This window comes from Pontibacter sp. HSC-36F09, from assembly GCF_024171605.1.
GTDB lineage: Bacteria > Bacteroidota > Bacteroidia > Cytophagales > Hymenobacteraceae > Pontibacter.
In genome coordinates, this window is the sequence record NZ_JALKAA010000001.1 from 606927 (window position 1) to 631914 (window position 24988).

The window sequence follows — 24988 nt, forward strand, 5'->3', positions numbered from 1 at the left end:
ACGCAATATTTTATTAAGGCTATTCGTTAGCCCAGATTTTCCAGGCAGCTTCGGCCTGCGCATGGAGCATGGGCAACCCGTTCATCGTATGCGCCCCTGCTAGGCGACCTTTTTGCAGGAATAGGGTTTCCTGGGGGTTATAGACCAGGTCGTAGAGAAAGTGTCCCGGTGTCAGGGCATCGTAAGGTATAGCCGGAGCGCTTGCTGTGTCGGGGGCCATACCTAATGGTGTCGTGTTGATAATCAGGGCATAAGCCTGCAGTACCTCTGGTGTTATGGCCTCGTAAGGCAGCTGATTTTGGGCAGGGATTCGGGAGACGGAGGTATAAGGTATAGCCAGTTCTTCCAGAGCGGCCCAGACGGCTTTGGCAGCGCCGCCCGTTCCGAGCACAAGCGCTTGGGCGCCCTTACCCGCCGGATAAAACTGCTGCAGCGTATCCCGGAAACCAATATAGTCGGTGTTATAGCCTTTGGTTCTGCCGCCCGCTATTTTGATGGTATTCACGGCGCCTATACGGGTAGCGCTATCGTCCAGTCCGTGCAGGTATGGGATAACGACTTCTTTATAAGGCACCGTCACATTCAACCCGACTAACTCAGGCTCATGCGCTAGCAGTTCAGGGAAACCAGCGATATCGGGCAGTTCGTAAAGTTCATAAGCAGCGTCGGCTATACCTTCGCGGGCGAACTTCTCTGTGAAGTAACGCTTCGAGAAGGAGTGTCCGAGTTTTTTGCCGATTAGACCGAATTTACGCATATCTTTTTTGATTTAAGGATAGCTATACCTTCCCGGCAGGGCGCTCAGCAATGCGATCGAGCAGGTATACCACCAGGAAACCGAAAATGGCCAGCAGCACCGTGTAGAACAGATATGAACTCTCGCCTGTCAGCTGGGCATACTGAGCCGGCAGTATGTTTTCCTGCAGGAGCGGCTTCACTTCGCCGTGGCGGTCGGTATACGTTTCGAGTGTTTTTTTCCAGGGCCATACCTTGTTGAGCGAACCCAGCATAAAGCCCGTTAGCAGCGCTACGGTCACGTTATGGTACTTCTTCAGCATCCAGTTGAGCACATGCGAAAAAGCCAGCAGGCCCGTCACGCAGCCCACGCCGAACACCAGAATGATGTCAATCTTAAACTCTTTGAGCGCATTCATGATGAACTCATACTTAGCCATCAGCAGCAACAGGAAACTTCCCGAAATACCGGGCAGGATCATGGCGCAAATCGCGATAGCGCCTGCTATGAAAACGAACCAATGCGCCTCAGGTGTCTGCATTGGCACAGCCACCGTGATGTAATAGGCCATAACCGCCCCGATAAGTCCGAACAGGATGGTAGCAGGCCGCCAATGGGTTATCTTTTTAGCCACCACAACAACCGACGCCACGATCAAGCCAAAGAAGAAACCCCACACCATAATTGGGTAGGTCGCCAGCAGGTATACCACCAGATTGGAAAGCGTCAGGATGGAAGTAAAAATACCGGCCAGCAGCACCACCAGAAAACTTCCATTAATGTGCTGCCAGAAGCCTTTGATATCGAAACGTGACAGCAATCGCAGCGCATCACCATTAACAGAACGGATGGCATCCAGCAACTCTTCGTAAATACCTGATATAAAGGCAATAGTACCTCCGGAAACGCCAGGCACCACGTCAGCAGCACCCATACTAATACCTTTTAAATAGAGGAGCAGGTGTTCTTTTAAAGATCGTCGTTTCATGCTTTTAATAATCTGGATTTGGCTAAGCACAAAAAAATTGCCCATCGGTAAACCCGACGGGCAATTTTTTTGATTCGTTTTGTATTAAGCGTCTATGATGGGCTGTCCGTTGTTGATGAAGTGCGTGAAAGTGTCGCCCCGCAAACCGAGTCGGATCGTCTCGAGCGGAATAACCTCGCTTGGCGCAATGTTACCCAAGTTCACGTTAGCACCCAGCAGTTTGATGAACCATACCTGCTGCGCTTTCTGAGGTGCTTCCCACAGGATCTTCTCAAACGGAATTTTGGTCAGGATCTCCTCAACCAGACCGCTTCGCACCTCTCCTGTGGAGCGGAACAAGCCTACGTTGCCTCCCTCACGGGCCTCCCCGATCACTTTCCAGGCGCCTGCTTCCAGCTCAGCCTGCATCAGCCTGATCCACATATAAGGCGGGATGATCTTCTCAGCGTCCTTTGAGCCAACTTCTGAGAGAACCGTCACCTGCTCAGACAGCGTCCGGATGTAACCGCACTTTTTCTCGTGGTTCATTTCGATAGAGCCGTCCGATACCTCCGCAAATGTCATATTATACTTATCGAGCACACGGCGGTAGTCTTCGAACTGGTTGCGGGCGATGAAGGCCTCAAACAAAGTACCTCCGAAGTAGACAGGTATACCGGCTGCGCGGTAGGCATCCAGCTTCCGCTGCAGGTTTGGCACCACATACGAGGTAGCCCAGCCCAGTTTCACGATGTCTACGTACTCACCTGCCACATCCAGGAAGTCTTCTACTTCACGTATGCTCAGGCCTTTGTCCATGGCCATGGTAAAGCCACGCTCACGCGGCTTTGCTGCACGCTCTGGCAGGCCGTTCAGAATATAATTGCTGTTCATTATTTGCGATATTGGTCAATTAGTCGGGATAATGCGCGCTGAGACTCAAGCTCGGGGAAGAACTCAAACAACAGCTTATGTTTTTCGAAGTCCAAAATTAATGCATTTTCCAGATAATTGTATGCTTCTCGGTATTTTCCTGCCGAAAGCATGTAGGCACAAGCCCTGTAATACAGCTCTGCTTCGTCAGGCTGCAGCTCTATCGCATTCAGAATTATTTCAGTTGCTTCCTCAAAATTACCCTGCTCGTACAGGATTATTGACCAGTTAAGGTATATGTCTTTGTCTTCCGGCTGAATTTCAGCAGCACGCGCATAGCTCTCCAGCGCCGACACCACGTGGCCCACATGGTACTCGGCCGAAGCCAGCGCCACCCAGTAATCCACACTATCGTCGTAAAGCGTGACGGCCTTCTTAAAGAAGTGCACCGACTCATACCACTTGCCCTGCGCATCCAGCACCACGCCTATGCCAAACCAAGCCTCGTCCATCTCCGGGTCCAGGTCAATAGCCTTTTGGTAATAGCGGCGCGACAGGTCCCACTGCTGCATCTTCTCGTAGCATTCGCCTATGTTGCAGAACACCTCTGCTGAGGGCGAACCGTGCTCCAGCATGCCGTTAAAGGCTTCGATGGCTTTGGTATACTCCCCAATAAACACATAGGCATTGGCCATGTTGTTGTAAGCCGTGATAAAATCGGGCTTGATAAGGGTAGAGTAGTCGTAAGCGGCAATGGCCTTATCGTAAGATCCCATCTTGTTGTACACGTTACCCAGGTTAAACCAAGCCACATACGAGTAGGGGTCTTTGTCGATAAAGGCCTGAAAGAAGGGCAACTCCTCGCGCATAGAGCCGGTTATCTCCATACAGTAGATGATCTCCTGCATGGCGGCCTCGTTTTCCACGTTCAGTTCGATGCACTTCTTATAGTACTTAATAGCTGAGCTGAACTTGCCCCAACTTTGGTAAGTCAGGCCAATGTTGAAATAGATATCGTCGCGGTCCTCAGCAAAGGCCAGGGCTTTTTTGAAATGGTCTACGGCATTGCGATACTCGCCGCGCTGCGTAAAAATGATGCCCCGGGTCAGGAGCACATCGGGGTTCTGCGGCTCCACTTCGGCCACCTGGTCGATGAGGACCATGGCGTCTTCGAAGTTGCCGGACATGGCCAGCAGCTGCGCTTTGTCTATCTGGAGCCCCGTCGAAAAAGGATACTGTGCAATAGCGGACTCACAGGCCAGCAGCGCCTTCTTATAGTCAAAGCTAGCGGTATAGTGGTCTATTATATATTCAAAATCGGTCAGGTCAAAAAAAACGGTCTCGTTTGTACCCAGCATCTGCTCGAACCGAATGATCAGTTCAGAATCCTCGCTGTGCTCGTCAAAATTCTCTTTCATCTCCTATATCCCACAAACTGCAAAAGGCAGTTCTTGTCTTTTAACTACATTTATAAACTGCAAATAGTTTAGTTTGCGCGGGTCAGTTCCGGACCTCTCTGATTCTGTGCTATTTGCAGCAAACCCTGGCAAGTCCAGGCAATGGATTCGGTCAGTGCCCTGAACTCCATACCTGTTGTTTTGCGAACTTTCTGATTGTCAAACACGTGGCTTTTAGTGGTCACGCGGGCGGTGTCTTTTGTGATGAGCGGTCGCCCACCCGTCAGCCAGGCACGGGCATGCTCCAGTCGCCATACTACCTCGGCCAGCGCCGGCGAAACTTTAAAAGTGGGAGCCTTCTTGCCAAAGCATTGGGCAGCCTCCTCAAAAAACTCTTTATAAGTGAGTTGTCCGGCATTCAGGATAAATCTTTCGCCGGAAACATCCGAGAACGTCAGGCGCAGCATAGCCTCGACCACATCGCGCACATCCACGAAATTAGCACTGCCTGGGGTATAGAATGGTCGCTGCTGGTACACATACTTGAAAAGACGTGTGCTGCTGCGGTTCCAGTCGGCCGGTCCCAACACCACAGAAGGGTTCACGATCACGGCCTGCAGCCCTTCAGCTATACCTCGCCATACCTCCAGCTCGCCGTAGTGCTTCGACTCGGCATAGGCTGATTGCTTCTCGCCGGCATCCCACTTGCTGGTTTCATTCAGCAGCGTAGCATCCTTGTTGCGGCCAATGGCGGCAATTGAGCTAACATGACACAGCTTGATCTCTTCCTCCACTTCCAGACAGGCATCCACGATATTGGCAGTGCCAACCACATTCACCTGCTGCAGCAACTCGGCATCCTGCGGCGCATACGACACCAAGCCGGCACTATGAAACACGTAGGCTGCGCCCTGCAGCGCTTTTCGCAGCAAGGCAACATCCAGAATATCGCCCTCTACCCACTCTACCTGGTCAGCCTGCGTTACAGCCGGCACCTGGCCCCGGTATAGCGCACGCACCCGGTGGCCCTGCGCGACGAGTGCCGGTATAAGATAGCTGCCAATCAGGCCGCTGCCGCCTGTCACGAAAACCATCGACATGGGTATAGGGTGAGTTAAGGGATTATAGTTTACTGTTGAGTAGCGGAAGTTCCAGGGCCTTTACCAGATACTTCGAGCAGAGCACCTTCTGCAGGTTGGCAATGTGCTTCAGGCTGTGCGTATCAGAGCCCAGAAAATCAACCAGACCGGCATCAATTAGTTTTTCGATGATCATTTTGGCGCCCGGCGAGTAATAGCCCGTAAGCGAGTTGAGGTTTGGTTGTAACAGCACACCCTGCTCCCGGAGCCCTACCAGATCATCGAACTTACCATAGAAATAGGTATAGCGCTCGGGATGCGCCAGCACCGGCTTGTAGCCCAGCGACTGCATCCGGAAAATGGCTTCGCGCAGGTTGAGCGGCTCGTTCAGGAAAGAGGTCTCGAACAGCAGGTAGTTGTCACCGAATGTGAGCAGTTCCTCGTTGTCCTCCAGCTTCTGCAGCAGGGCTTCGTCCAGGTAGTGCTCGGCGGCACAAGCCAGCTCCATCTCTATACCTTCAGCCGTGACGGCATCCTGCAGCACTTTCAATTGCATGCGAATAATCTCGGGCGTGTTGCGGTAGAAATCGCTCATGATGTGGGGCGTCATGATCAGCTTGCGGTAACCCATCTCCTGCATACCGCGCACCAGTTCCAGCGACTGCTCCAGGGTGGCGGCGCCGTCGTCTATACCTGGCAGTATGTGCGAATGCATGTCCACGCCGAGTATACCCAGCGACTCAACCTGCATTTCCTCCTTGCCAAACAGATTCTGGAAAAACTTTATCATTGGCTCTATTCAACCGTATGTACACGGCACAAAACACAAACGTTGCCAAACACGGCAACGCAACATCAAAATAACGCAAATATTATCCGCTATCAAAATAAACGCAGCCCGTTTGGATTTAATATAAGACCAGGGAGCGCAGCCGTCAAATTACTGATTTTTATACGACACTGAAAGCAGTCAGCAAGAAAATCATGGCTGGCGTTCAAACATTAACTAAATGAAACTAAAACACCGAATTTGGCAATCAGGCTAATTTACTTAGCTTTGTAAACCCTTTATTCGTTTATCAGTTTAATACACGCGACTTTATAACATCTAAACTTAAATGGAATTTAACTACACAGAAAACCAGCGCATGATTGCCGATATGATCCGGGACTTCGGAGCCAAGCACATCAAACCAAAAATGATGGAGTGGGACGAGAGTCAGGAGTTTCCGGTGGAAGTGTTCAAGAAGCTGGGCGAACTGGGCCTGATGGGCGTGTTGGTACCAACCGAGTACGGCGGCTCCGGCTTTGGCTACCTGGAATATGTAACGGCTATCGCGGAGCTGTCTAAGATCGATGGTTCTATTGGCCTGTCCATGGCGGCGCACAACTCCCTTTGCACCGGCCATATTCTGCAATTCGGTAACGAGGCGCAGAAAAAACAATACCTGCCTAAACTGGCTACTGCCGAGTGGATCGGTGCCTGGGGCCTGACGGAGCCTAATACAGGTTCTGATGCGGGCAACATGCGTACCGTGGCCGTGCAGGACGGCGACTACTGGGTGATCAACGGTGCCAAGAACTTTATCACGCACGGCAAGAGCGGCAACGTGGCTGTCGTGATCGTGCGCACCGGCGAAGTAGGCGACTCCCATGGCATGACGGCTTTTATCATCGAGAAAGGCACACCGGGCTTCAGCGCAGGTCGCAAGGAAGACAAGCTGGGTATGCGTGCCTCCGAAACCACAGAACTGATCTTCGAAGATTGCCGCGTGCACAAAGACCAGATGCTGGGTAATGTAGGCGAAGGCTTTATTCAGGCCATGAAAGTGCTCGACGGTGGTCGTATCTCTATCGCGGCGCTTTCGCTAGGTATAGCACAGGGCGCTTTTGAGGCGGCTTTGGCTTACTCTCAGGAGCGCAGCCAGTTCAACAAACCGATCTCCAGCTTTCAGGGCATTTCCTTCAAGCTGGCCGACATGGCGACGGAGATTGAAGCGGCTTCTCTCCTCACCTACCAGGCAGCCGATATGAAGAACCGCGGCCTGAACGTGAACAAGGAGTCAGCTATGGCAAAACTGTATGCCTCTGAGGTATCGGTGCGGGTAGCGAACGAAGGTGTGCAGATCTTTGGCGGCTACGGCTTCACGAAAGACTACCCGGCTGAGAAGTATTACCGCGATGCCAAGCTGTGCACTATCGGCGAGGGAACAAGCGAGATTCAGAAACTGGTTATCTCCAGAGCCATCCTGAAATAGGTTGGCAATCAAAAGTGTTTTAACTTGCACGCAAGCTGGTTTTGGCTGTGCCTGCAACACTTTTGCATGGTCCGCGGAATTATTTTCGTCAAACTATTGATTTTTAAGTAAAACATTAACTAAATTTGCATCCCTAAATATCAGAAGAAGCGAGGAAAAACATGATTATTGTAAACGTAAAAGATAACGAGTCTGTAGACCGTGCCCTGAAGAGATTCAAGAAGAAATTTGAAAGAACTGGTGTTCTGAAAGAACTGAGAGCGAGAACGTTCTTCGAGAAACCATCTGTTTCTAAGAGAAAGCAAAAAGAAAGAGCGAGATATAAGCAGCAGCTTTTCGCTAACGAAAACTACTAGTCTTTCTTTAAAGATATTTTATTTTTCCATACCTTGGTATAAATGGCAGGCACCCCTGTCTTTTACACCAAGGTATGGAATTATTTTTTAAGTATCTCGAATACGAGAAGCGGTATAGTCCGCATACGCTTACCTCTTACCACACCGATCTGGGCCAGTTCGCGCAGTACCTGCAGAACACCTATCAGATCACCGATCCCGCCGAGGCAGACCATGCCATCATCCGGTCGTGGATCCTGACCCTTGTGCACAAAAACCTGGAGGCCCGTTCTGTTAACCGCAAGATCGCCTGCCTCCGCTCCTACTATAAATTCCTGTTGGGCCAGCAGCGCATCAGCGCCAACCCGATGCTGCGCATCAAGGCACCTAAAGTGTCGAAGAAGCTGCCCGCCTTTGTACCGGAAGAGCCTTTCAATAATTTTCTGGACACCTTTACCTTCGAAGACACCTTTGAAGGGCAGCGCGACCGCCTGATACTAGAGTTCTTGTACGGGACCGGTATGCGACTTGCCGAACTCATAGGTATAGCGCACGAAGACGTGGACCTGCATGCCAAAACCGTGCGTGTGCTGGGCAAAGGAAACAAGGCACGCATCATCCCCCTAAACGACACGCTCGTCCATTCCATCAGGCAATATCTGGAGCACAAGAAAAGCCTGTTTGGCAATAACAATTCGGAAAGGCTGCTCGTTACTAATAAAGAACGACCTCTCTATCCGAAGTTCGTTTACCGTGTCGCTAAAAAGTACATCAGCTTGGTTACCACTTCTGAACATAACAGCCCACATGTGCTGCGACACTCCTTCGCTACTCATCTGCTGAACAACGGCGCTGATCTCAATGCCATCAAAGACTTGCTGGGGCATGCCAGCCTGGCTGCCACACAGGTATACACACACAATTCAATAGAGAAGCTGAAATCGATTTTCGAGAAGGCTCATCCAAAAGCATAAGTTTAACCATAAAATGTTACGATTATGAAGCTACAGATGCATTCTATCCACTTCGAGGCTGACAGACAGCTGACCGATTTCATCCAGCAGAAAGTAGATAAACTGGAAACATTCTACGACCGCGTTGTAGAGGGCGAGGTGTTTCTTAAACATAACAACAATGACGGAACAGATAATAAGACTGTAGAGATAAAGCTTTACGTACCGGGCTCCACCCTGTTCGCCAAAGAAGATGCAACCTCTTTCGAAGCAGCAGCTGACGCAGCAGTAGAGGCCATGCGCCGTCAACTTAAAAGATTCAAGCAAAAGCAAATGGCACACTAAGCCAGTTTGAACTTTGCTATACCTGGACAGGTATATAAAAAAGGCCTGCTGATTGCTCAGCAGGCCTTTTTTATAGCACAAGGTATAAGGACGGTTACAAACCGAACTCTGCCTTGATCTTGTCTACGTAGTCGAGTTTCTCCCAGGTGAAGGTCTCGAACTCTTTCACTTCTTTGGTGCCATTTACAGAAACTTCTACCTGCTTCTTGCCCGGCGTTCTGCCCATGTGGCCGTAAGCCGCTGTCTCAGAGAAGATCGGGTTCTGCAGTCCAAAGCGTTGTACGATCGCGTAAGGGCGCATGTCGAACAGTTTGTTTACCTTCTCGGCAATCTCACCATCACTCATCAGGTTACCGCTCGCATCCTTCACTTTGGTAGAGCCATAGGTGGTTACGTACAAACCAACCGGCTTGGCCACGCCAATGGCGTAAGCGACTTGTACCAGCACCTGATCGGCTACGCCGGCCGCCACCAGGTTCTTGGCGATGTGACGCGTGGCATACGCTGCAGAACGGTCTACTTTAGAGGAGTCCTTACCCGAGAAAGCACCACCACCATGGGCACCTTTACCTCCGTAGGTATCCACGATGATCTTACGACCGGTCAGGCCAGTGTCGCCGTGTGGGCCACCGATCACGAACTTGCCGGTTGGATTGATGTGGTAAGTAATTTCGTTATTGAACAACTTCTGGATGCGCTCCGGCAACTGCTTCAGCACACGTGGCATCAGGATGCTGTCTACATCTTCTTTAATCTTAGCTACCATCTGCTTCTCAGCTGCTAACTTGGCGTCATTGCTGTCAGTTTCAGGAAGCACAAACTCATCATGCTGGGTCGAAATCACGATCGTATCGATCTCCTCCGGCACGTGGTTATCGCTGTAGCGAATGGTCACCTGTGATTTGGCATCCGGACGCAGGTACGTCATCTCCTTGCCTTCTTTGCGGATGGCAGAGAGTTCCTCCAGCAACAGGTGCGAAATGCTCAGTGCCAACGGCATGTAGTTGTCCGTTTCGTTGGTGGCATAGCCAAACATCATCCCCTGGTCGCCGGCACCCTGGTCTTCAGGGTTGGTGCGCTCCACGCCTTGGTTGATGTCCGGGGACTGCTCATGTATAGCCGATATCACACCACAGGCGTCGGCGTCGAACATATATTCTGATTTGGTATAGCCTATACGCTTTATCACGTCGCGGGCAATCTTCTGCACATCGACGTATGCTTCTGTCTTCACTTCGCCGCTCAGCACAACAAGCCCTGTCGTAACCAGCGTTTCGCAAGCCACTTTAGACTGTGGGTCCTGCTTTAAAAATGCATCTAAGAGGGCATCAGAAATCTGATCCGCTACTTTATCCGGATGTCCTTCTGATACAGACTCGGATGTGAACAAATATGGCATCTCAATGATGGGTTTAGGTACAAAGTATAAACCAACTGCCAGAAACGACAGCGATTGCAAAGCTACAGCAATTCCGTCACAATAAAAACGATCATTTACACAGGGTATACTTGTATTTAAAATCTAATTTGATACGCCAACCTTATCCCCTCAGAATTGTATATAACAGATAAAAACCAGTCGCCCTGCAGCATAGCCCTTGTCAGTCAAAAGATACTTACAGGGCATGGCAACTAAACAAAAGCTATACAAAACCTTTTATATATAGCCCCGTTTCATTCATTAAAATTGCACATTTAAGACTCAACGATGAAAAAATATATTCTGATGATATGGTGCCTGGCCATGACAGCACAGGTCAGCCTGGCCCAAAACGACTCTCCCTACAGAACCAAATTTACGGTAGACGCCCCCATCACGGTGGCAGGTATGGGCCTCAGCTATTACGGTCTCACCCGCATGCAGGACAAAGACGGGCTTACAGAAGAGCAGATCGCCAACCTGAACAAAAACCAGGTCAACAGCTTTGACCGCTTTTCTGCTGGCTGGGACTCCGACCAGGCCAAGAAAGTAAGTGACATCCCATTCTACGGCTCTTTTGCGCTTCCGCTCGTCCTGACGGCTTTTGATGACGATGTGCGCAGCAACGCAGGTCAGGTATTTGGCATGTATGTGCAGACCATGGCCATAACCGGTGCCCTGTTCACGATGTCGAGTGGCCTTAACCCAAGAACAAGGCCCCTGGTCTATAGTCCGGATGTAGAGATAGGAGATAAAATGCGTGCCAATGCCCGTAACTCCTTTTATGCCGGGCACACGACGGCGGCAGCGGCGGCTTCTTTCTTCTTTGCCAAAGTGTTCCATGACTTCAACCCCGACTCGCCTGCCCGTACCTATGTGTGGTTAGGAGCGGCCGCCGTACCTGCTACCGTAGGCTACCTGCGTCTGCGAGCCGGCAAGCACTTCCTCAGCGATAACCTGCTGGGTTACGCAATCGGCTCGGCTGTTGGTATTCTGGTGCCACAACTACACAAAAAGTCAAATAACAGCGGCCTTTCGTTAAGCCCAACTATTATTCCAACGTTTACCGGCTCAGCCTCGCAGGGGGCTAACCTGAGCTATACCTTCTAAGCTGAGGTATAGGGACCGCCCTATCCATTATACCTCTCTTGCTAAAATCAATCCTGACTTTTAGTTGCCAGGAGCAGGAGGTAATACAAGCAACCCAGTTGGTTTGCAACTTCAGGTATAGCACTGTTTTCTTTAATAAGCGATATAAAAAAAGCGCCCGGTATAAACTGCCGGGCGCTTTTTTATTAACTGGAGGTGAGTTTTATTTTTTGAGATTCTCCTCAAAGAGTTTGTAGATACGTTTGTATTCGTCAGTCCAACTGGCTGGCTCTGTGAAGCCGTGGTCCTCTACCGGGTAGACGGCCAGCTCCCAGTTGTCTTTTCCCAACTCAATCAATCGCTGGGTCAGGCGTACGACATCCTGGAAGTGCACGTTGGTATCCACCATGCCGTGGCAGATCAGGAGTGCTCCCTTCAGGCCTTCCGCGTAGTAAATGGGCGAGCTCTTGGCATACGCCAGGCTATCGAGCTGCGGCACGTTCAGGATATTGGAGGTATAGCCGTGGTTGTAATGCGCCCAATCTGTTACAGATCGCAGGGCAGCGCCTGCGGCAAACACATCCGGCTCTGTGAACATGGCCATCAGTGTGATAAAGCCGCCGTAAGAACCACCGTAAATCCCGATGCGTTTTGGATCCACGTTATACTTGTCTACGAGCAACTTGGCACCATCCACGTGGTCGCTCAGGTCTTTTCCACCCATAAATTGGTAAATACCGGTACGCACGTCGCGGCCATAACCGGCGCTGCCACGGTAATCGATATCCAGCACGGTATAGCCGTTGTCAGCCAGGAAGTTGTGGAACATGTACTCTCTGAAGTAGGAGCTCCACCACTTATGGGCGTTCTGCAGGTAGCCGGCACCGTGTACGAAGATCACTGCTGGGCCATTCGCCACCGCTTTCTCCGGACGATACAGTCGGGCGTATACGTCCTCTTCATCGCTTGCCTTGAAGCTGATCACCTCCGGTTCGCGCCAGTTGTAGGACTTGAACTCGTCGGTGAGTGATTGGGTTACCTGGCGTGGCTTGGCTCCTTTTTTGTTGTCCTGCACAAACAGCTCCCAGGGCTTGTTGCTGTAAGAGTAGCGAATGGCCAGTTTTTTCTCGTCTGGTGAAAGGGTTACCTCGTGCGCGCCAGTGCCGGAGGTCAGTTGGGTCATCTCGCCTCCATTGACTGGCATTCTGTAAAAATGCTTCTCGCCCGGGTGTACCTTGTTCGCTGTGAAATACCAGTTCTTCTTGTCTTTGGAAATCTGGGGGCCGGAAATCTCAAACTTGCCACTTGTAAGTGCTTTCTTCTTGCCATTGTTCAGGTTCACGGAGTAGAGGTGTGAATAACCGCTCTCCTCGGACTGGAACCACACCTGCTCGTTGTCGGGCATAAAACCGATATCGCCTGTTCCGTATCCTATACCTGGTCCATTGATCCAGGCTTCGTCGCGCTGGCGGTCGAGTGTGCTCAGCTTGCCAGAAGCCGGGTCAAGCTTCAGTATCCAGCGGTCTTTGTTGTCGGCTGCACGGGCTACCATCACGGCGTGCTTGCCATTGTCTGACCACACGGGCCCAAACAGGGTTACGGCGCGTGCTTCTGTTTTGACAGGTTTTGTGGCTGGTTCTTTGGCTATACTTGCTTTGGTATCTCGGTCACGGAGATAGGCAGGTTGATCGTTTATACCTTCTATACCTCTCACCTGCAGTGCATAGGTTGAATCACGGCTGATGTCGTACACAAATGACTCGAAGGTTGCCTGTGCATCGCCTACCTTGGTGCGGGTGTTGATATCCTCTGTGTAGCCCGTCGAGGTAACGAAGTCTGGCACAATGGCTACTTTCGCGTTTTTAGGACGCGTTACCATCCGGTAGCTGATGTAGCGCTCATCCGGACTAAGCACAATGTTATCCACGGACTTGTCGCCAATGAAAATCTCTTTCGGCCTTTTTGGGTTGTCAGCTTTCTGTTGTTGCTTGGCTGCTTTGCTGTCCGCTTCGCGTTCGCGCACGATCTGCAGGAGAGCCAGTTGCTGCTCTTTCAGCCAGTCACGCTGTGGGTTTTTGCTCTCTTCCGCTGGTTTGTTTCCCTTTTTGAAATCAGTTAACTGTGCTAACTGGCCATTGGCAATCGTCCACAGGTATAGGTTACCATCTTTCACGAAGGCTACCTTTTTCTCGTCATGGCTAAACGAAGGGCTGTTCTCCCGCTCTACCGTATTGGTAATCTGCCGGGACTTTCCACTCTTGATGTCGAGCAGGTATAGGTCGCCATTTTTCTCGTATACCTTCTGGGTTTTGGCTCTGTTGTAACGGGCACCCCAGGTACCTGGCAAAGCGCGACGTTCCTGCGCGCTTACCTTTTGCAGATTACTGCCATTAGCCGATACACTGTAGAGCGAGTCTTTGCGGTTGGCATCCGGGTTCCAGTTGAAGTAAATCTTCTTGCCGTCCTCTGACCAGAACACGTTGCTCGGAGAGGTGCCAATCCAGGTTGGGTCGCGCATGATCTTCTCCACACTCAGCTTGCTGCTGTTTTCCTGCGCCTGTACAGCAGCACCGCCAGCCAGCACGAGCCAGGACATCAGGAGAAGGGCTTTCTTCTTAAGAAGCATAATAGATGATTAGATTGTTGTTTGAAATGAAATTAAGCTATAAAATCCAAACTTACCAAACGGAGACATTTACCTTTTTGCGCCTGGGGCTATACCTTACTTATTGCTACTTAGTGCCATTGGCGGACGCTGCTCGTCATGGTTCGTCAGTTCCTGGTATAGCTTGGCCAAGGCCAACACTTTTGCCTCCCCGTAGAGTTGCCCCATGAAGGTAATCGTCGTCGGCATACCGTTTTTCTGGAAGCCATTTGGCAGTACCACGCATGGATGGCCGCTTAGGTTTGTCATCACCAGGTTGCTGCCTGCAAAGGAGGGGCTTAGGTATACGTCTATCCCTTTGAGCTTCTCGTACATTTGCTGAATGATCAGGGAGCGTACCCGCTGTGTCTGCAGATACTCCACGGCAGTAACAAAACGACCTGCCCGGAATATATTTGGCCAGGCATTCTTATGCTGCTGCACCATCAGGCTGTCGCGGCCACTGCGGGTCAGTTCGTCAAAGGCGGTGGCCCCTTCTACCGAAATGGTCATGATTAGGTCCCGGGCCGGCAGATTAGGCAGTTCAATCGGCACCAGCTCTATACCTGCGTTCCTGAGGGCTTCCAGTGTGGCTTTGTCATTTTCTTTAAAAGGATAGTCACGTTCAAAGTCTTTGTGCAGGTAGCCAACCCGCAGCTTTCGCACATCCACATTTTTATTGTAATTAAACGGCGCATCTACGACGGTCAGGTCTTTTCCGTCCGGTCCATAAATAGCGTTAAACACGATGGCGCAGTCTTCGGCGGAACGCGCTATGGGCCCGATCTTATCCATCGACCAGCTCAGTGCCATGGCTCCATGCCTGCTCACCCGGCCGAACGTAGGGCGCAGTCCTGTAGTGCCGCAAGCTGTGGAAGGCGACACGATAGAGCCCAGCGTTTCGGTTCCGATAGCAAAGGGCAGCAAACCGGCTGCCACGGCAGCAGCTGATCCTGCTGAGGAACCACTGGAGCCTTTTGTTGTGTCCCAGGGCGAGCGGGTTTTGCCCCCATACCATACATCGCCCATCGCCAGCTCACCAAGAGTTAATTTAGCAACCAGCACAGCTCCAGCCTGCTCCAGTCGCTGAACAACTGTGGCATCCAGGTCAATTTGCTGGTCTTTGTAGGGTACGGAGCCCCAAGTTGTTTTGTATCGTTTGGTGGCCAGCAGGTCTTTCACGCCATACGGTATACCGTGCAGCATGCCTTTGTACTTCCCTGCTTTTATCTCCTGGTCTGCGCGTCGTGCTTGTTCCAGGGCTAGTTCTTCGGTCAGACTGGTTACACATTGCAAGGTAGGTCCATGCTGTTTCAACCGGCCCAGGAAGAACTTGGTCAGTTCCTCGGAGCTAATCTGCTTTGTGCGTACCAGCTCTGCCAGTTGCGGGACAGAGTAGAAAGCGAGTTCTTCTCTGTTGGCAGGTAGCTTTATACCTTTCCTACGCTCCACCTCAAACTTTTCCCGTTTCTGCTCCAGCTCAAACCCGACAGGTATAGGATTAAACTGCAGAGCAGGTGCAACATCATTTGTTACCGGCTGCTTTCTGATGCGCTGATAACTTTCCCGAAACTCTGCAACGCTGGCTGTAGCTGAATCCAGCTGCGCATCCGTGAAGTTCAGGCCTATCATTTGCTGGGCGCTCCGCAGCACGTCCACGGTGATCTTGTCATCAGCCAGCTTCATCACAAAAGCACCTGACAGGAAGCATACTGCACCGAGTGCGGTATAAGTATAGGATTTCTTCATAGAAACATTCAGCTATATTTGAGAGCTATAAGTTAATAATTCTGATTCACTTTTAGCTTATGCCTCGGAAATACTGGGTACAAAAAAACCGCCCCCTGCAGAGCAAGGGGCGGTTTGTAAATTCTAAGTGTTCAGAATCTATTATGGGTTCTGATCAGATGCAGACAATTGATCGTTAGAGTCAATTTCTGTCTGAGGGATTCTCCACAAGAACGCATTATCTGTTATTGGTCGGTTAAGTACGATAGCAAGACCAGCGTTGTGATAACCTTCTTTCGGATCACCAGGAGTTCTGTTCAAGTCTCTGTTTAAGCGTTTCATATCCAGCAACTGGAAGCCTTCGCCCCAAAGCTCGATTCTTCTCTGCATCAGGATCTCGTCGATCAGTGCCTGGCCAGATGTGGCTGGAGCAGTATAACCTGCATATCTAGCTTTAACAAGAGTTTCTAATAATGCTACAGCTTCCGCGTCTCTGCCAAGTCTTGCAAGTGCTTCAGCTTCGATCAGGTACATCTCAGAAGCTCTCATCAGCACATAGTCACCTTGCCATGAGCTTGTAAGTGGCTTACGGAACTTGAAGGATGTATAGTTCTCGTAGTCATTGTCTGTTGGATTCGCAAGCGGAGCCTGAACCAATGTCTTACGAACGTCTCCGTCTGCCATCGCATCATAAATTTCTCTTGCAACCAGCTTCGTACTTCCCAGACCTGCATAGCCACCTGCGGTGTTATCCATGTGAGAGTAGAATGAGGCGTAGATTGTTGCCTGGTCGTTAGGAATCTGAAGACCCCAGATCCACTCAGTGTTATGCGTGCTGAAACCATTTACATAAGTTGTAGCATTCATAAGTGTGCGACCCTGACGAGCTGCATTTGCCTTAACGGCTGCAGTGGCATAGTCTTCCATCTGCAATGCTACGCGGGCATGCAATCCTCTAGCAACATTCACATTGATATGCGAAGGAGTTACTTTTCTGGCTTTACCATCTAGAAGTGCTTCAGCAGCAGAAAGGTCAGCAACAATCTGGTTGTAAACTTCTTGTACAGTGCCTCTGGCTTTTCCTTCGGCAGCGTTTGGCTCAGTGTACAATGGAACACCTGGAGCATTTTCATGACCTTTGTAGGTATGCTGATACAGATTAACCAGGTAGAAGTAAGCGTATGCTCTAAGAGTCAGTGCATTACCCTTGATGTAATCTTTATCTGCCTGAGGGCCGGTTGCATTATCAATGTTCGCTATCAGGTTGTTTGCATTGAAGATTACACGATAGTAGTGTCTCCAGGCATAACCAGATCTGGAAGTAGCTGTAGTTGACGTAATAGATGACAGGTTATAGTCTGCCACATACCAGCCATAGCCTCTTACAGGAGTGAACATGTCCGTGCCCATGTAGTCCATGGCGATATCGAGTGCCTTCTGGCCGAACTTGTCATGGTCTTCACTGTCCCACATGAATCTGTAGATACCATTCAGTCCTACTAAGGCTCCATCTGTAGTAGCAAATACCAGTTCATTTGGAACCTCTGAGTTAGGACTAGTCTCCAGGTACTCCTTCTCGCAGCCCACCAGCATTAGCGCTGCTAGCGCTAATGGGGCAACCTTTTTGAATATATTCTTCATAAAATTTATAATCCTAATTAAAAGTTAGCATTTAAGCCTACCGTGTAAGTACGCATTACAGGATAAGAGAAATCAGCTGTTCCGTTGAAGCTACGCTGAGGGTCCATACCTGGGTTCTTAGTAAGAATAAATGCGTTCTCAACTGAAGCAAAAGCTCTTACACTGCTCACACCTACTTTAGAGATAAGAGAAGCTGGAAGGGTATAACCGAAGTTGATGTTCTTAATGTTCAGGTAAGATGCATCAAACAACCATCTTGATGAATAACCATCCTGATTTGTAATCGCGTTTTGCAATCTAGGCACATCTGTGTTAGTGTTCTCTGGAGTCCAACGGTTCAGAAGGTCCTTGTGCATGTGCGTTCCATAAGCACCTCTGTGCATCAAAGTCAGGTAGTTAGAGTCGTAGAATGTACCACCAACCTGGAATGTAGCAAGAACGGCTAAGTCAAACGCTTTGTATCTGAACGAGTTAGAAATACCACCTGTCCAGTCTGGGATTGCAGTACCATGGTAGCCAAATACACCATTGTTGATGTTATTCGTTACTGTGTCAGAACCAATGATCTGGTAGGCAGCGCTTGAAGGATTGTACAGCTTGGAGTCCGCACGGTAAAGGGCATCACCATTCTTCGGATCTACGCCCATGTACTCACGTGCCCAGAATGCATATACATCTTTGCCTTCTGCCATTCTCTTAGTACCACTAATGATTGGATCACCGTTTGGAAGTTTAGTAATCTCATTCTTGAAAGTAGTTGCGTTGAGATCAATTCTCCAATCGAAATCAGATGTAGAGATTGCGTTATAGCCTATTTGGAACTCCCATCCTTTGTTCGTCATGGTACCAATGTTAGCCCACTGTCTTAAGTCACCAGCTGATGAGTAAGGAAGCTGCACCTGGAACAACAGGTTATCAGAAGTTCTCTGGAAGTATTCTACAGTACCGTCAACTTTGTTGAAGAGTCTGAAGTCAGCGCCAATGTTAAAGTTTGCGTTGGTTTCCCACTGCAGATCTTTCGCAGCGAGGTTTTCTACAAGGGCTCCTGGATTCGAAGCGTTGTTCCAGCCCAGGCCGTAAAGACCCTGCCACTGGTAAACACTGCTAGTCACCTCGTTACCTTGCTCACCATAGCTACCTCTAAGTTTCAGTTCGTCAATCCAGTCAGCTGAAAGGAAATCTTCTTCAGAAATTCTCCAGCCAGCGCCAATTGAGTAGAAGTTACCCCAACGTACATCTTCGAAGAATCTTGATGTACCGTCACGTCTAAAGCTGGCAGAAGCTAAGTACTTATCTTTTAAGCTATAGCTAAGTTGAGAGAAGTAACCTTCGATTCTGTGCTCGCTAAAGGAAGAAGTACCGCCTGTGATGTTTGCTGCAGAAGCCAGTTCAGTTGTACCTGGGAAAGGGAAGCCTGTTTTAGTAGAAGAAACGCTTCTAGACTCCCAAGAGTAGTTCTCGTGCCCAGCTAATGCAGTAATGCTATGCTCGCCGAACTTCTTGTTCCAGGTCAACACCTGGTTGAAAGTGTAAGAAAGTGTTCTTGTATCGGCTTTAGTAGATCTACCTTTGTCAGCTTGAGCATCACCGAACTGAGAGTTCTGGTAAGTTGTCGCAAAACCGTTGTAGTAGTTACCACCGAAAGTAGTCTTAAAAGTAAAGTCCTTCAGGAATTTAATCTCTGCGTATGTGTTTGCAGTAGCCTCACTTCTTCTCATGGATCTCTCATCAAGAGCCAATGTACCTAATAGGTTAGAGTTTGGCGCGTATGGTCTGATGCCCATAGGAGCATTTGTGCCACCACCCCAGTCAAGGGCATTACCACCACGAACTGGATCTGGGATAAAGTTACCTTCTCCGTCACGCTGCCACACCGGATAGATAGGGCCCATGTTACGAGAATAGTAGAATGGGTTAGAAGTAGCAGTACCTGTAGCATAGTTACCTTGGTTCTCAGACAGGTTACCAGTTAAGTTAATGCCAGTTTTCAACCAGTCATTCACTTGGGTATTGATGCTAGCACGAGCGTTTACACGGTCGTAACCAGAGAACTTAGCGATACCTTCTTCATCGATATAACCAACAGAAAGATAATAGTCGCTCTTATCGCCGGCACCTGAAACGTTTACGTTCAGGTCTGTTCTGTTAGCCTGCTGGAACAGCACATCAGACCAGTTATCCTGATAAAGCAGTGATGCGTTAGGGTTCAGTTTACCTGTTGCAGGGTCGATGATCTCAGTTCTGCCTACGTTGAAAGGATTGTAAACCAAGCCAATACCAGATCCGATGTTATCAGAAGCATATTTATTAGCAGATTCAGGAGAAAGGCCTGCAGCAAGACGGTTGTTACGCATTGCTTCCCAGTTCAACTCATAATACTGCTGTGAGTTCACACGCTCGTATTCTGGAATAGCACGCTCAGAGACACCTTTTCTCAGGTTAACTGTAACACCTGCTCTAGCTTTGCTACCTCTCTTTGTTGTGATCATTACCACACCGTTTGCAGCACGTGAACCGTAAAGAGCAGAAGCAGCAGCATCTTTCAATACAGTTACAGTTGCGATGTCGTCAGTAGAGATAGACTGCAGTGTTCCATCGTAAGGGATACCATCCACTACATACAGTGGTGCGCTGCTAGCGTTGATCGAACCGATACCACGAACACGGATATCAGCGTTTGAACCTGGGCCACCACCACCGTTAGTAGTCTGAACACCAGCCACAAGACCTTCCAGCACCTTAGTAACCGAAGTCACCTGCTGTCTTTCAATTGACTTTGTAGAGATAGTAGACTCAGCACCAGTAAAAGCTGTTTTTGCCACAGTGCCGTAAGGCACCTGAATCACAACCTCTGACAGCTGCTTGCTATCCATTTCCAATGCCACATTGATAGAAGTATTTGCGCCAATCGCCACCTCTTGTGCCACGTATCCAATGTAACGGAACACCAGGGTGTTCGCATTTTCTGGTACGTTTACGCTGAATGAACCGTCTGCATTAGTTGCTGTACCAGTAGTGGTACCTTTCACAACTACAGATACCCCAGGAAGAGGTACTCCGTCCCCTGCCCCCGTAACTTTACCTGTTATTGTCCTGCTCTGTGCCGCTACCTGGCCCAAAAGCGCAAACAAAAACAAGAAGTTAAGTAGTAATACTTTCTTCATAAACTACACTTGTTTTGTTAGGTTGATAATAAATAGATTAGATAATAGAATAGTTTTATCACCAAATATAGGCATTAAAAACATTTAACAAAACCTTAACAAAGATTCTGCGTAATATTTTTCTTGCCATTTGAAATCCCTCTGACAGCGTCTAAAGGCACAAAGTAGCCTTTGCAACACATTGAAGGCCACATCATTCGATAAAACATATATTTTTTTGGAGAATATCCAAGGCACACCTCTACCTGCTACTTCCTTTATTCAGAAGTTTTTTTCGTTCTGTACACGAGGTGTTATAACAGAGAAGAGGCCTTCCGTAACAAAAGCTAAACGCCGTAGTCCCCGGAGCCACCGTAAGCACCTGACTGGGCCATGACGATCGCATGTGCCTGCTGCGCTTCTTTGGTGTTATACTCGAACGCCAGGCGCTTATGATTAATCACATCGATGATGGTGCCTATAAAACACAGCCCGCCCGTAAAGATGTACAGCAGCCCCATGCCTATATGTCCCAGCACAAAACGGTGCACACCGGCTACCCCGAAGAAACCGATGGCGGCCGTTATCAGCACCAGCAATGGCTCCCGGCGCCGCGCTCTGTAAACAGAAACAAACTGCTGCGCCTCGTGGTCCGACATGGAGTTCAGCAAACCTTGCACATAAGCCATCTCGTCGGGCTCAAGTTCAGGCATTAAATTAAATACATTAGCCATAGTTTATAGTTTAGAGTGATGCAGGTATAATTTGCGGGACTGTGCTAACAGCTCCGTCACACGCCAGCTCAGCAGCAACAACGCGGGTACCCCCAGCGGGTGGGCTTGCCAGGAAGGCCCCAGTTCTCCCCTGAACAGGTAAGCGATGCTATGCCCAAGGCCGCAGCCCGGGCAGCCACCCTCCCATACCCAGCTCACCGGGCACAGACTGAACAGATGGTCGTTCATGGGCTCCAGACCAGCCAGCAGCAACAGGCCTAGGATCCAGGCACCGGCCTCCGGCACGACGCTGCGTACCGCATAGAGGGCGCTATTTCTGTTTATTACTTGCATTGCCCCTATAAGGTATAGTTAATATCATGATTGTCCAAATTATAGCACGATCATTTCAGAACAACTTCCTGCAGGTGTCTCGTATGACTGTTAAAGGTATAAATGAAATTAAAATGGAATGTAACGTAGGATTGACTGAGCAGAAAGTTCGTGTGCTGGCAGGTCTTGCCATGATCGGGGTAGGAGCTTACTATAAAATAAAGGCCTTGTCGGCTATTGGCGTTATACCTATCCTGACAGGTATGCTGCGCTATTGTCCCGTAAACCAGGCGCTCGGCTATAACGGCTGCGCAAGCGAGGAGCATCGGGTAAAAAGCGCGATACTCTAATTTATAGTACCTCACCTGCTATACCTGCACGCCGGCTTTACGTACTTATAGCGCTATGAGAAAGATCATCCTATACATTGCGGCCAGCACCGACGGGTATATAGCCCGACCTGATGGAAACATTGACTGGCTGCACGACAAGAAGTATAATATCCCGGACGAGGACTTCGGCTACAGTGCTTTTCTGCAAACCATCGACACTACCCTGATGGGGCACAATACTTACCGTGAAATTCTGGGCTTCGACATGCCGTTCCCTTACCCTGAGCTAAAAAATCACGTCTTCAGCCGATCAGAGCAACAGGATACGGAGTATGTCGCGTTTGTGAGAGATGGAGCAGTAGACTTTATCGAAAAACTAAAGGAGCAGCCGGGCAAGGACATCTGGCTGATAGGGGGCGGTCAGTTGAACGCCACAGTGCTGAATGCAGGCCTGCTGGACGAGATCATCCTGACGTATATTCCAATCGTGCTGGGGAAAGGCATCCCGCTGTTTTCTGCGGAAACTGAAGAGCATAAACTGAAATTGATCCCGACCGAAAACAAGCTGTACCGCAATGGTTTCCTGCAGGTTAGGTATAGTTGTTAAAGCGCGTACGTCCGCCCTGCTATGTAGCTACTCTTATGTATTTATACCTACCAATTACTTATATAAAAGAAGCCTGCCTGACAAATCCGACAGGCAGGCTTCTTTTATATAAGCGGTATACCTAACGCTATTTTTTCTTTTTCGCCTTTGCTTTGGCTTTCTTAGCTTTGGCGGCTTTCACTTTCGACTCTGTCTCTTCGGCTTCCTTCATCAGGGCTTTCCAGTCAAATTTGGCCTCCGGGCTGAAGTCGATGGTGGCTTCGCGGTCTTCCGGGTCGAGTTGCAGTACTTTAATGTCTTTGGTAAGGTAGGTTTGTATTTCATCCAGGATCGGCTTCTCTTCGGAGCTGCAGAACGACACGGCTATACCTTTGGCAGTGCCACGACCGGTACGGCCCACGCGGTGCACGTAGTTCTCAGGCTGATCGGGCAGGTCGTAGTTTACCACATAGTCCACGTTGGGTATGTCAATACCGCGGGCGCTCACGTCGGTGGCGATGAGCAGCTTCACATCACCATTCTTGAAACGCTTCATCACGTCGGTGCGGTCTTTCTGCTCTTTGCCACCGTGCATGCTCACCGACTCAATACCTACCCGCTCCATGGCCGCCACCACGCGCTCGGCCCGTACCTGCGTGCGCACGAAGGCGAGTATCTTCTTATCCGGGTTCTCCTTCACGACACGCTCTAAAAAGAAGCGCTTTTCGTCCATCTCTACATACATCACCGAGTGGTCTACGTTTTTGGACACAGGGTCTTTCGGCGAGATCTGGATACGCACGGGCTTGTTCACCAGCGAATAGGCCAGTTCTTTGATCTTTTCGTTGATGGTGGCCGAGAAGAACAGCGTCTGACGCTTGCGGGGCAGTTTGGTAATCAACTGACGGATGTCGTGAATGAAACCAAGGTCGAGCATGTGGTCGGCCTCATCGAGCACCAGCACCTCGACGCGCTCCAGGCGGATGTAGCCCTGGCTCACGAGGTCAAAGAGACGGCCCGGTGTGGCCACCAAGATGTCTATACCTGCCTCCAGTTTAGCAATCTGTGGCCCCTGCTCCACGCCACCGAACACGCAAAAAGTTTTCACGCGGGTATGGCGACCCAATTCTTCGAACACTTCTGTAATCTGTAAGGCCAGCTCGCGGGTCGGCACCATCACCACACACTTAATACCGTCGGAGCGACGGCGGTTAATGGCGTACTGCAGTTTGTCGAGGATAGGTATAGCGAAGGCTGCGGTCTTTCCCGTACCGGTCTGGGCGATGGCCAGCACGTCCTCCCCTTTCATAATAGGCGGTATGGCTTTGAACTGGATATCGGTTGGTTTGCGGAAACCAAGCTTGTCCAGGCTTTTTTTGATCTCGTCGGATATGCGGTAATCTTCGAACTTCATGGTGTTGCGTTACTGGTTAGCTACTGACCATTACGCAGGGCCGCAGCGAAATGCAAAGGTACGGCTTCTTTTTCTGATTTAATTCTACTGCCTGAAATCAGGTGCCCGCTTCTAAGGTATAGAAAGCGTAGTAGCAGGATAAAAACCCACAAGTCTCTGCGGCGGGCCAAATGGAATCTAACTAAGTCATAATTTTGCCGGCCTAAGCGCTACCTTACAGCATTATAATAACAGCAAATCAAGGGTAGAGAGATGCACTTGTGGAATGAAGGTAATCAGCCGCAGGAGTTTGCTGCTAATTTTATCCCTACGGCAGCCGGCATCGAACCGGATCCACCCTATTCCGAAGACCTCCAAGAACTCGTGGCCTTGGCCAAGGTGAATTACCCTGACATTGTTAAACTCGACCTGAAAGGACAGCAATTGGAAGTAGAGCGCCAATATGCCGCCTATAAGCTCAAGCCGAAGCTGAACATAGAGTACAACCTGCCACCAAGCGATTTATTTCTGAACGGAGAGGCTTCTCAGGCTCCCTACAGACGAATGCCCACAACCAGCAGGAGGGGAAGTCATTAAATTCTGGAGTGGCGCAAGCTCAATTTTCCCGATCAATTCCCATAAGTAGCAGCTTCTGGAATCACAGGTCAAGTTGTTTGGCCCGTGCAGTAAATACGGCAAAGCCAATTCTCTACTTTACTGGACGGCTGAAAGTATGTAGCAGAAATAAATGCATATTCTAAAAAAAATAGCAAGTGCTTGTGGATAAGTGTGAGTTATCAACATGGTTGCTAACATATTTAGTCACTTTCTAAAGAAGTTAGTTTATGAAGTTTATATATGACTTTAAGGGGTGAGTTTTAAGGTTATATCTTTTGAGGTTAAATTGTTTATGGTTGCATCGTTTAGTACATGATTAACCTACCCCTCCGAGGAGCAGGGCCGTTTCATTCTAAGAAAACGATCCTAAAATCTATTGTCATTCCGTTAAGAATCTTGGCAGAA

22 protein-coding genes are annotated in these 24988 nt (G+C 49.6%); 8 read left to right on the forward strand and 14 right to left on the reverse strand.

Going from position 1 to position 24988, the window contains the following annotated elements; genetic code table 11:
* Positions 1-19: 19 nt before the first annotated feature.
* The 6 genes from L1278_RS02755 to L1278_RS02780 all read right to left on the reverse strand — a co-directional run bounded on the left by L1278_RS02755 (position 20) and on the right by L1278_RS02780 (position 5842).
* Positions 20-757, reverse strand: coding sequence for a shikimate dehydrogenase (locus tag L1278_RS02755; protein ID WP_253400936.1), 738 nt, complete (start codon positions 755-757; stop codon positions 20-22).
* Between the two features lie 22 nt (positions 758-779).
* Complete coding sequence (locus L1278_RS02760) at positions 780-1724, reverse strand: DUF368 domain-containing protein (protein WP_253400937.1); 945 nt, start codon at positions 1722-1724, stop codon at positions 780-782.
* 84 nt (positions 1725-1808) lie between these two features.
* Positions 1809-2597, reverse strand: a complete 789-nt coding sequence (locus L1278_RS02765) for a phosphosulfolactate synthase (protein WP_253400938.1) — start codon at positions 2595-2597, stop codon at positions 1809-1811.
* Positions 2597-3994: a lipopolysaccharide assembly protein LapB gene (locus L1278_RS02770; RefSeq protein ID WP_253400939.1), complete on the reverse strand. Its 1398-nt coding sequence runs from the start codon at positions 3992-3994 to the stop codon at positions 2597-2599. Before L1278_RS02770 ends, L1278_RS02765 begins: the two co-directional genes overlap by 1 nt.
* A gap of 68 nt (positions 3995-4062) precedes the next feature.
* Positions 4063-5073, reverse strand: a complete 1011-nt coding sequence (locus L1278_RS02775) for an NAD-dependent epimerase/dehydratase family protein (RefSeq protein ID WP_253400940.1) — start codon at positions 5071-5073, stop codon at positions 4063-4065.
* Between the two features lie 22 nt (positions 5074-5095).
* On the reverse strand, positions 5096-5842 hold the full coding sequence (locus tag L1278_RS02780) for a tyrosine-protein phosphatase (protein WP_253400941.1): 747 nt from the start codon (positions 5840-5842) through the stop codon (positions 5096-5098).
* A 328-nt stretch (positions 5843-6170) separates the two neighbouring features.
* Here L1278_RS02780 and L1278_RS02785 point away from each other — a divergent pair, with 328 nt between their 5' ends.
* The 4 genes from L1278_RS02785 (at position 6171) to hpf (ending at position 8943) form a co-directional block, all read left to right on the forward strand.
* On the forward strand, positions 6171-7310 hold the full coding sequence (locus L1278_RS02785; protein ID WP_253400942.1) for an acyl-CoA dehydrogenase: 1140 nt from the start codon (positions 6171-6173) through the stop codon (positions 7308-7310).
* Positions 7311-7471: 161 nt separating this feature from the next.
* Complete coding sequence (rpsU, locus tag L1278_RS02790; RefSeq protein WP_253400943.1) at positions 7472-7666, forward strand: 30S ribosomal protein S21; 195 nt, start codon at positions 7472-7474, stop codon at positions 7664-7666.
* A 74-nt stretch (positions 7667-7740) separates the two neighbouring features.
* Positions 7741-8619 carry a tyrosine-type recombinase/integrase gene (locus L1278_RS02795; protein WP_253400944.1) on the forward strand — a complete coding sequence of 293 codons (879 nt, stop codon included), beginning with the start codon at positions 7741-7743 and terminating at the stop codon, positions 8617-8619.
* Between the two features lie 24 nt (positions 8620-8643).
* The gene (gene hpf, locus L1278_RS02800; RefSeq protein ID WP_253400945.1) at positions 8644-8943 is read left to right on the forward strand and encodes a ribosome hibernation-promoting factor, HPF/YfiA family; all 300 of its coding nucleotides are present in this window, start codon (positions 8644-8646) and stop codon (positions 8941-8943) included.
* Between the two features lie 94 nt (positions 8944-9037).
* On the opposite strand, the gene metK is transcribed toward hpf, so the two are convergent.
* The gene (gene metK, locus L1278_RS02805) at positions 9038-10342 is read right to left on the reverse strand and encodes a methionine adenosyltransferase (RefSeq protein ID WP_253400946.1); all 1305 of its coding nucleotides are present in this window, start codon (positions 10340-10342) and stop codon (positions 9038-9040) included.
* Between the two features lie 309 nt (positions 10343-10651).
* Here metK and L1278_RS02810 point away from each other — a divergent pair, with 309 nt between their 5' ends.
* Positions 10652-11473: a phosphatase PAP2 family protein gene (locus L1278_RS02810; RefSeq protein WP_253400947.1), complete on the forward strand. Its 822-nt coding sequence runs from the start codon at positions 10652-10654 to the stop codon at positions 11471-11473.
* A gap of 202 nt (positions 11474-11675) precedes the next feature.
* Here the strand turns inward: L1278_RS02810 and L1278_RS02815 are convergent, their stop codons facing one another.
* The 6 genes from L1278_RS02815 to L1278_RS02840 all read right to left on the reverse strand — a co-directional run bounded on the left by L1278_RS02815 (position 11676) and on the right by L1278_RS02840 (position 21675).
* Positions 11676-14078: a prolyl oligopeptidase family serine peptidase gene (locus L1278_RS02815; protein WP_253400948.1), complete on the reverse strand. Its 2403-nt coding sequence runs from the start codon at positions 14076-14078 to the stop codon at positions 11676-11678.
* Between the two features lie 96 nt (positions 14079-14174).
* Positions 14175-15845, reverse strand: a complete 1671-nt coding sequence (locus L1278_RS02820) for an amidase (protein WP_253400949.1) — start codon at positions 15843-15845, stop codon at positions 14175-14177.
* Between the two features lie 141 nt (positions 15846-15986).
* Positions 15987-17465, reverse strand: a complete 1479-nt coding sequence (locus L1278_RS02825) for a RagB/SusD family nutrient uptake outer membrane protein (RefSeq protein ID WP_253400950.1) — start codon at positions 17463-17465, stop codon at positions 15987-15989.
* Between the two features lie 17 nt (positions 17466-17482).
* The gene (locus L1278_RS02830) at positions 17483-20629 is read right to left on the reverse strand and encodes a TonB-dependent receptor (RefSeq protein WP_253400951.1); all 3147 of its coding nucleotides are present in this window, start codon (positions 20627-20629) and stop codon (positions 17483-17485) included.
* A gap of 326 nt (positions 20630-20955) precedes the next feature.
* Positions 20956-21342, reverse strand: coding sequence for a TM2 domain-containing protein (locus tag L1278_RS02835; protein WP_253400952.1), 387 nt, complete (start codon positions 21340-21342; stop codon positions 20956-20958).
* Positions 21343-21345: 3 nt separating this feature from the next.
* Positions 21346-21675, reverse strand: coding sequence for a DUF2752 domain-containing protein (locus L1278_RS02840; protein ID WP_253400953.1), 330 nt, complete (start codon positions 21673-21675; stop codon positions 21346-21348).
* Between the two features lie 26 nt (positions 21676-21701).
* Between L1278_RS02840 and L1278_RS02845 the strand changes: the two genes are divergently transcribed.
* Both L1278_RS02845 and L1278_RS02850 read left to right on the forward strand, forming a co-directional pair.
* A complete protein-coding gene (locus L1278_RS02845) occupies positions 21702-22004 on the forward strand; it encodes a DUF2892 domain-containing protein (protein ID WP_253400954.1) in 303 nt (100 codons plus the stop codon).
* A gap of 55 nt (positions 22005-22059) precedes the next feature.
* Positions 22060-22593, forward strand: coding sequence for a dihydrofolate reductase family protein (locus L1278_RS02850; RefSeq protein WP_253400955.1), 534 nt, complete (start codon positions 22060-22062; stop codon positions 22591-22593).
* 127 nt (positions 22594-22720) lie between these two features.
* Here the strand turns inward: L1278_RS02850 and L1278_RS02855 are convergent, their stop codons facing one another.
* On the reverse strand, positions 22721-23986 hold the full coding sequence (locus tag L1278_RS02855; RefSeq protein WP_253400956.1) for a DEAD/DEAH box helicase: 1266 nt from the start codon (positions 23984-23986) through the stop codon (positions 22721-22723).
* A gap of 252 nt (positions 23987-24238) precedes the next feature.
* Between L1278_RS02855 and L1278_RS02860 the strand changes: the two genes are divergently transcribed.
* Entirely contained in the window at positions 24239-24562 is a 324-nt protein-coding gene (locus tag L1278_RS02860; protein WP_253400957.1) for a hypothetical protein, read from the forward strand.
* The last annotated feature ends 426 nt before the right edge of the window (positions 24563-24988 follow it).

Coding starts and splice junctions, on each gene's coding strand:
- L1278_RS02755 (WP_253400936.1), bottom strand. CDS start 757: ATGCGTAAATTCGGTCTAATCGGCAAAAAACTCGGACACTCCTTCTCG.
- L1278_RS02760 (WP_253400937.1), bottom strand. CDS start 1,724: ATGAAACGACGATCTTTAAAAGAACACCTGCTCCTCTATTTAAAAGGT.
- L1278_RS02765 (WP_253400938.1), bottom strand. CDS start 2,597: ATGAACAGCAATTATATTCTGAACGGCCTGCCAGAGCGTGCAGCAAAG.
- L1278_RS02770 (WP_253400939.1), bottom strand. CDS start 3,994: ATGAAAGAGAATTTTGACGAGCACAGCGAGGATTCTGAACTGATCATT.
- L1278_RS02775 (WP_253400940.1), bottom strand. CDS start 5,073: ATGTCGATGGTTTTCGTGACAGGCGGCAGCGGCCTGATTGGCAGCTAT.
- L1278_RS02780 (WP_253400941.1), bottom strand. CDS start 5,842: ATGATAAAGTTTTTCCAGAATCTGTTTGGCAAGGAGGAAATGCAGGTT.
- L1278_RS02785 (WP_253400942.1), top strand. CDS start 6,171: ATGGAATTTAACTACACAGAAAACCAGCGCATGATTGCCGATATGATC.
- rpsU (WP_253400943.1), top strand. CDS start 7,472: ATGATTATTGTAAACGTAAAAGATAACGAGTCTGTAGACCGTGCCCTG.
- L1278_RS02795 (WP_253400944.1), top strand. CDS start 7,741: ATGGAATTATTTTTTAAGTATCTCGAATACGAGAAGCGGTATAGTCCG.
- hpf (WP_253400945.1), top strand. CDS start 8,644: ATGAAGCTACAGATGCATTCTATCCACTTCGAGGCTGACAGACAGCTG.
- metK (WP_253400946.1), bottom strand. CDS start 10,342: ATGCCATATTTGTTCACATCCGAGTCTGTATCAGAAGGACATCCGGAT.
- L1278_RS02810 (WP_253400947.1), top strand. CDS start 10,652: ATGAAAAAATATATTCTGATGATATGGTGCCTGGCCATGACAGCACAG.
- L1278_RS02815 (WP_253400948.1), bottom strand. CDS start 14,078: ATGCTTCTTAAGAAGAAAGCCCTTCTCCTGATGTCCTGGCTCGTGCTG.
- L1278_RS02820 (WP_253400949.1), bottom strand. CDS start 15,845: ATGAAGAAATCCTATACTTATACCGCACTCGGTGCAGTATGCTTCCTG.
- L1278_RS02825 (WP_253400950.1), bottom strand. CDS start 17,465: ATGAAGAATATATTCAAAAAGGTTGCCCCATTAGCGCTAGCAGCGCTA.
- L1278_RS02830 (WP_253400951.1), bottom strand. CDS start 20,629: ATGAAGAAAGTATTACTACTTAACTTCTTGTTTTTGTTTGCGCTTTTG.
- L1278_RS02835 (WP_253400952.1), bottom strand. CDS start 21,342: ATGGCTAATGTATTTAATTTAATGCCTGAACTTGAGCCCGACGAGATG.
- L1278_RS02840 (WP_253400953.1), bottom strand. CDS start 21,675: ATGCAAGTAATAAACAGAAATAGCGCCCTCTATGCGGTACGCAGCGTC.
- L1278_RS02845 (WP_253400954.1), top strand. CDS start 21,702: ATGATTGTCCAAATTATAGCACGATCATTTCAGAACAACTTCCTGCAG.
- L1278_RS02850 (WP_253400955.1), top strand. CDS start 22,060: ATGAGAAAGATCATCCTATACATTGCGGCCAGCACCGACGGGTATATA.
- L1278_RS02855 (WP_253400956.1), bottom strand. CDS start 23,986: ATGAAGTTCGAAGATTACCGCATATCCGACGAGATCAAAAAAAGCCTG.
- L1278_RS02860 (WP_253400957.1), top strand. CDS start 24,239: ATGCACTTGTGGAATGAAGGTAATCAGCCGCAGGAGTTTGCTGCTAAT.